Here is a 6553-nt window from a genome sequence, read left to right as displayed (position 1 = left end):
CGTCTGCGCCAGAAAAAGGCGGAGGCGGGCATCGCGAAGCTACAGCAGCATGTCGACACGATCATCACGATCCCGAATGACCGCCTGCTGCAGGTCGTTGACAAGAAGACCTCGATCACGGATGCGTTCAGTTTTGCCGACGATGTCCTGCGCCAGGGCGTCAAGGGCATCTCCGACCTCATCGCCGTGCCGGGGCTCATCAACCTCGACTTCGCCGACGTCAAGTCCATCATGAGCAATGCAGGCTCGGCGCTCATGGGCATCGGCGAGGCGACGGGCGAAAACGCCGCCGTCGCCGCCGCCAAGTGCGCGATCGAATCGCCTCTTCTTGAGACAAGCATCGAGGGAGCGCACGGTGTGCTGCTCAACATCTCGAGCTCGGCGGAGAACCTCAGTATGTACGAGGTCAACGAAGCCTCTTCGACGATTCAAGAAGCTGTCAATGTTGACGCGAACATCATCTTTGGCGCTTCGCTCGATGAAACGCTCGGCGACATCGTGCGCGTGACCGTCATAGCGACGGGATTCGACACCGATACGGTAGGCATCCAGCGCCCCTCTGCGACGACTGTGACAGGACAGGGGGCGCAGCCCGGTGTCAAACCGATCCCCTCGGCGGACGCCCCGATGCCGAAAGCTCCGAGCTTCAGCAACTTCGACATTCCCGTGTGGATGAACAAGAAGCGCGACTGAAAGAAAAAATGAATATCGTAAACAGACACCTTCTCCGTTACGGTGAGGGTGTCTGTTTTGCTGTGCAAAACTGGATAACAGATGCGTTGGACGCTTCTTGTAACGAAAGGGGCTTCATAGTATAATGGAAAAAAGAGAACAGGAGAAATCGCTATGGGATGGGATGAGAAAGCTGAATGGCGGCAGAAGTTCTTGCGGGTGCTGGCAGGGTTTCGGCTGCTTGACGACGACTTCATGACGGCGGCGTTTCAGGACAATTTGGAATGTGTGGATTTGGTGCTGCAAATCATCTTGGATAAGCCGCAGCTCAAGGCAACGAAAGTGACTACGCAAGATACGCTGAAAAACCTGCAAGGGCGCAGCGTGCGCTTGGATATTCATGCGTTTGCCGACGGGCAGGAATTCAATATTGAGATTCAGCGCAGCGGCAAAGGCGCAGCGGAGCGCCGAGCCAGATACAACAGCAGCTTGATGGATGCCAACGCGCTGTTGGCGGGAGAAGACTATGACAAACTGCCGGAATCGTATGTGATCTTCATCACGGAGACGGATGTACTTGCCAAAGGATTGCCGCTCTATGTTGTTGAAAGAGTGGTCAAAGGAATCAATGAAGATTTTGTCGATGGATCGCATATCATTTACGTCAACAGTTCGATGATGGACGAAGATACGCCGTTGGGTAAACTTATGCACGACTTCCGTTGTACACAGGCGGATGATATGTATTATGATGTATTGGCAGAACGGGTAAGATATCTCAAAGAAACAGAGGAAGGAGCGAGAAATATGTGTGAAGCAATGGAAATGCTCACAAATGAAGCTGAGATGCGTGGCATGGAACGTGGCATGGAACGCGGCATGGAACGCGGCATGGAACAGGGCATGGAACAGGGAAAGACGGCGGTCATCCTTGGGATGCTGAAAGAGAAATTGCCGTTGGAAATGATTGCGAAAGTGTCGGACATCTCTATGGACAAGATTCGTGAGATTGGCAAGATGCATCATTTGCTTTGAAGGTTTGTTTGCCTTGACATAAGGTATAGTCATCCGGAAAACGCCAGGGCGTCACGGGCAGCGCTCATGTGAACTGGGCGTTCTGAGGAACAGGAAAAAGCATATCGGGGAAAGAGCCTCCGTGCGGCAGCAGCTGTACGGAGGCTATTCCTTTCCGTAAATACTGAGTGAAACTTCCTTCTAATCTATTGACAACAATTCTTGTGCAAGGTAAGATAAAGATAATGTTATGAAACCGATTTCATGGGAAGGAGAAATTGGGAATGGCGGAATTGTTGCTGGAAAGCCCCTTAGAAGGAAATCTCGTTGCACTCAAGGAAGTCAATGATCCTGCTTTTTGCAGCGGCGCGATGGGGCGCGGCGCTGCGGTGAAGAACCCAAAGGGTAAGGTCGTCGCGCCGTTTGACGGCGAAGTGACCGTACTCTTTCCGACGAAGCATGCGATCGGACTTCATTCGGCAGATGGCGTCGATTTGCTCGTTCATGTCGGTCTGGATACAGTGAATCTTGAGGGCAAGCACTTCACGGCGCATGTGGAGCAAGGAGCTGAGATCAAGAAGGGCGATCTCTTGATTGCGTTCGACGAAGCGGCGATCCGTGCGGCGGGCTACGATACGACGACGCCGATCGTTGTAACGAACGCGGCGGACTATGGCGCTATCACAGTCTCCTTTGGCGACCAGAAGGTCGTTGCGCCGGGCGAAGGTGAGGCGGCAGAAGAAGCGCTGAAGGCAGAGGAAGCGCAGACTGCAGCGGGCTCGAATCCCGCTTACGCTTCGATGAGCGACGAGGAGCGCGTGGCGCGTGAGATCCTCGACCATATCGGCGGTATGACGAATATTCGTGCGGCAGAGCATTGCGCGACGCGCCTGCGCCTGATCTTGAACGACAAGGAGAAGATCGAGGAAAGGGCGGTCGAGAATATCGACGGCGTCAAGGGACAGTTCTTCGCAGCGGCGCAGTATCAGATCATCCTCGGCACGGGCTTCGTCAACAAGGTCTATGATGTTCTCGTTGGCATAAATCCGGCGCTCGCAGGCGGCTCCAACAAGGAGGCGGCGTACGAGCAGATGTCGACGGCGCAGAAGATCTCGCGCACGTTTGGCGACGTCTTTGTACCGATCATCCCTGTGCTTGTCGCGACGGGGCTTTTCATGGGCGTGCGCGGTATGCTGCAGAATCTTGGCGTCGAGATGAGCGACAATCTCGTGCGCATGAGCCAGATCTTGACGGATACGGCGTTCGCCTTTCTGCCCGCGCTCGTCTGCTGGTCGACAATGAAGAAGTTCGGCGGCACGCCTGTCATCGGCATCGTTTTGGGGCTTATGCTCGTCGCGCCGCAGCTGCCGAACGCCTATGCGATCGCAAGCGGCGATGCGAAGCCGATTGAGATGGTGTTTCTGGGGCTTTCGATCCCCGTTGTCGGCTACCAAGGCTCGGTACTGCCGGCGCTCGTGCTTGGCATTCTCGCCGCGAAGGTCGAGGCGTTGCTCAAGAAGTTTATCCCGGACGTCGTGGATCTCATTTTCACGCCGTTCCTCACGCTCGTTTCGTGCATGATCGTCGGGCTTTTGATCGTTGGCCCCATCATGCACACGCTGGAGCTTGCCGTGTTCGGCGCGGTGCGTGCGTTCCTTGAGCTGCCGTTCGGCATTGGCGGCTTCGTCGTCGGCGGCCTGCATCAGGTCATCGTTGTCAGCGGCATTCATCATGTGTTCAACGCGCTGGAGATTCAGCTGCTCGCTTCGACGGGACGCGATGCGTTCAATGCGATCATCACGGGCGCGATCATCGCGCAGGGCGGCGCCGCCGTTGCTGTGGCAGCGCGGACAAAGAACAAGAAGAAGCGCGCCCTCTACATTTCGTCGGCGATTCCGGCGTTCCTCGGTATCACGGAGCCGGCGATTTTCGGCATTAACCTGCGGCTGATGAAGCCGTTCCTTTATGCACTCGCGGGCGGCGCCTGCGCGGGTGCTGCGTCGAGTATCATGCACCTTGCAGGCACGAGCATGGGCGTGACGGTGTTGCCGGGCACGCTCCTCTATATGGATCATTTGCCCGAATATTTGCTCGTCAATGCTATCGGCTTCGGCGTCGCTTTCGGTTTGACGTATACGCTCTTTGATCCGAAGGAGTGAGAGCATGGCAAAAGAAGCGTTCGAGAAGTTGTTCGATAAGGCTGCGATTGATGCCAAGGTGCGCAAGGGATTCCCTCTGCGCCATCGTTGGCACAATGATTTTCACTTGGAAATGCCGTTCGGTCTTGTCAATGACCCCAATGGGCTTTCTTGGTTTGCGGGCAAGTATCATATCTTCTTCCAGTGGAATCCCTTGGGCGTCGAGCACAGGCATAAGTGCTGGGGGCATGTCGAGACAGAGGACTTTGTGCATTACCGTCTGCCGGCGCTCGCCCTTTGGCCGAGCGATATGCACGACAAGGACGGCTGCTACTCGGGCGGGGGCTTCGTCGAAGACGATGCTCTACGGCTCGTCTATACATGCAACTGCAGGGACGGTAAAAAGCGCATTCCGATGCAGCGAATCGCATCGTGGCAGCCGGAAAAGGGAATCGTGCAGAAGGATGCAATCATCATCGAGCATGAGCCGTCGGGCTATACGGCACATTTTCGCGATCCGAACCGCTTCCTCAAGGACGGACGCGAGTTCCTCGTACTCGGTGCGCAGACGGTAGAGGAGAAAGGTCGCGCCGTGCTCTATGAGAAGAAGGCGGGTGCATGGCAGCTTGCGGGCGAGATCAAGACGGATCTGCCGGACTTCGGCTACATGTGGGAATGCCCGACGTTTCTGCCTCTTGCAGAGGGCGATGTGCTGCTCTTTTCGCCACAGGGGCTTGAAGCCGAGGAGTATCGTTGGCAGAATCTTTACCAGTCGGGCTATATCGCAGGAAAGTTTGACGCCGATTCGTTGGAGTTTCAGCACGGCGCGTTTCATGAGCTTGATCAGGGTTTTGACTTCTATGCGCCGCAGGCGTTCTTGCATGAGGGGCGCGCGATCCTCTTCGGCTGGATGGGGATGCCCGACTTGGAGGAGGAGTATCCGACGAGAGAAGAGGGCTGGCTCTTTTCTCTGACAATGCCGCGAGAGCTGCGCCTTTCGGACGGCAGGCTCTTTTATGCGCCGTTGGAGGAGATGAAAGCGCTTCGAAAAGGCGAGGCGCGAAAGTTCACCGCCGCTCGAACGGTGGAATTTGGGCAGATGATCGCGCAGAAATCGGAGATCGAGCTGGAGATTCTGCTCGGTGATGCGCAGCAGGTGCATATCGACCTTGCGTATATCGGAGCGGGGGAATATGTGCGCTTTTCCTACCAGCGCCGTACATCGGTCATGACGATCGAGCGTCACGGCATGAAGTGCGGCGGGCGCGGGGTGCGTCGCTTTCGCTTAGCGGTGCGCGATTCGCTCAAGCTGCATATCTATAAGGATAAGACAGCGATTGAAGTATTCTTCCAAGACGGTGCGGAAGCCGCATCGTTCTTCGTATTTTCAACGCAGGACATCGTACCGAATTTCGTGATTTCGGCAGACAGGAAGTTGGACAAGATCGAGGGAAGTTTTTGGGAATTGGGGGGCTTTGAATGGAACGAAAGGTGACGATTCAAGATATTGCGGCGCTTGCCGACGTGTCGAAAAGTACGGTTTCGCGCTATTTGAACCAAGGCTATGTGAGTGAGGAGAAAGCAGAGCGCATTCAAAAGGCGATTGCGGCGACGGGCTTTTCATCCAATGCCTTTGCCCGCCGCTTGAAGGCGAAGAAGAGCGGCATGATCGGCGTCGTCCTGCCGCGTGTCGATTCGCCGACGGGCGGCAAGCTGCTTACGGGGATGGCGAAAGCGCTCGACGAAGTCGGCTGCCAAGCGCTTTTCCAAGCCTCTTTTCTTGATGCGTCGCGCGAGCTGGAAAGCATTGAGCATCTTGCACAGCGCGGCTCTGACGGCATCATTGTTGACTCCATCGGCATCACCGATGAGCATCTTGCACTCGTTGCGAAGCTCAAGGAACGCGATATCCCCGTGCTTTTTGTCGGGCAGCAGCATGAAAAAGTCAAGTATATCAAGGTCAATGATTTCGGCGCGGGGCGTCTGCTCGGCGATTATATGCGGCGCATGGGGCATGAGCGCGTCGTATTTGTCGGCGTCACGGAGAAGGATCGCGCCGTCGGCGTCGAGCGCAAGGACGGTTTCATCGAGGTGTTTACGCGCGGCAGTCGCGGCGCGAGTGTGGATTTTGTAGAAACGGGCTTCGGCTTTGCTGCCGCCTACGAGAAGAGGGAGGAGATTCTCTCGTATCGTCCGAGCGCTGTCGTCTGTGCAACGGATGGACTGGCTTTCGGCGTCATGCGGGCATTACACGAAAACGGCGTCGCTGTGCCCGGTGAAGTCTCTGTGGTCGGTTTTGGCGGCTACGATATGGGCGCCGTGACGTATCCGCCGTTGACGACCGTCGCTTTCGACTATGAAGCGCTCGGCCGCCGTGCAGCGAAGATGCTGCTGCAAATGTTGTCGGAAGAACTCGTCGAGTCCGTCAGCGACTTCCCCGCGCATCTCATCGAGCGCGAAAGCGTCGGCAAACTGCTGTGGGCTGCCGAGAGGTAAGCAGGCACATGGTGTCGTTTGACGAATGACGCATTGTGTCGTATCATGCGCATAGAAAAGGCGCTATCGGTAAGATACACGCACAAACGTCCACTTCGTGGACATTGTGCGCCGCCCTTACAGAAGCCCAGCCAATCCGTTTGCGCCCCTCAGACTTGAATTCTTAGGGGTTCATGTGACACAGTCCCTGTGATGATTTGGTTTATAAAAACCGCCCAATCCTTGTGGGAGCA

5 protein-coding genes are annotated in these 6553 nt (G+C 55.9%); all 5 read left to right on the top strand.

Translation table 11 applies throughout. The features are described from left to right. Positions 1-693 (top strand): cell division protein FtsZ (locus tag ACTTKG_RS08240; protein WP_442673737.1); only part of this gene is annotated, 693 nt, incomplete at its 5' end. Positions 694-846: 153 nt separating this feature from the next. Beyond that, a complete protein-coding gene (locus tag ACTTKG_RS08235; protein ID WP_442673736.1) occupies positions 847-1707 on the top strand; it encodes an Rpn family recombination-promoting nuclease/putative transposase in 861 nt (286 codons plus the stop codon). Between the two features lie 263 nt (positions 1708-1970). After that, positions 1971-3845, top strand: coding sequence for a glucose PTS transporter subunit IIA (locus tag ACTTKG_RS08230; protein WP_442673735.1), 1875 nt, complete (start codon positions 1971-1973; stop codon positions 3843-3845). A gap of 4 nt (positions 3846-3849) precedes the next feature. Next, on the top strand, positions 3850-5319 hold the full coding sequence (locus tag ACTTKG_RS08225) for a sucrose-6-phosphate hydrolase (RefSeq protein ID WP_442673734.1): 1470 nt from the start codon (positions 3850-3852) through the stop codon (positions 5317-5319). Next, entirely contained in the window at positions 5304-6320 is a 1017-nt protein-coding gene (locus ACTTKG_RS08220) for a LacI family DNA-binding transcriptional regulator (protein WP_442673733.1), read from the top strand. Before ACTTKG_RS08225 ends, ACTTKG_RS08220 begins: the two co-directional genes overlap by 16 nt. The last annotated feature ends 233 nt before the right edge of the window (positions 6321-6553 follow it).

The sequence above is a fragment of the Selenomonas sp. genome (assembly GCF_052169755.1).
In the GTDB taxonomy this organism is placed as follows: domain Bacteria; phylum Bacillota; class Negativicutes; order Selenomonadales; family Selenomonadaceae; genus Selenomonas.
Note: the sequence above shows the minus strand (reverse complement) of the source record. Positions and strands in the feature narration are given on the sequence as shown.

Coding starts and splice junctions, on each gene's coding strand:
- ACTTKG_RS08235 (WP_442673736.1), top strand. CDS start 847: ATGGGATGGGATGAGAAAGCTGAATGGCGGCAGAAGTTCTTGCGGGTG.
- ACTTKG_RS08225 (WP_442673734.1), top strand. CDS start 3,850: ATGGCAAAAGAAGCGTTCGAGAAGTTGTTCGATAAGGCTGCGATTGAT.
- ACTTKG_RS08230 (WP_442673735.1), top strand. CDS start 1,971: ATGGCGGAATTGTTGCTGGAAAGCCCCTTAGAAGGAAATCTCGTTGCA.
- ACTTKG_RS08220 (WP_442673733.1), top strand. CDS start 5,304: ATGGAACGAAAGGTGACGATTCAAGATATTGCGGCGCTTGCCGACGTG.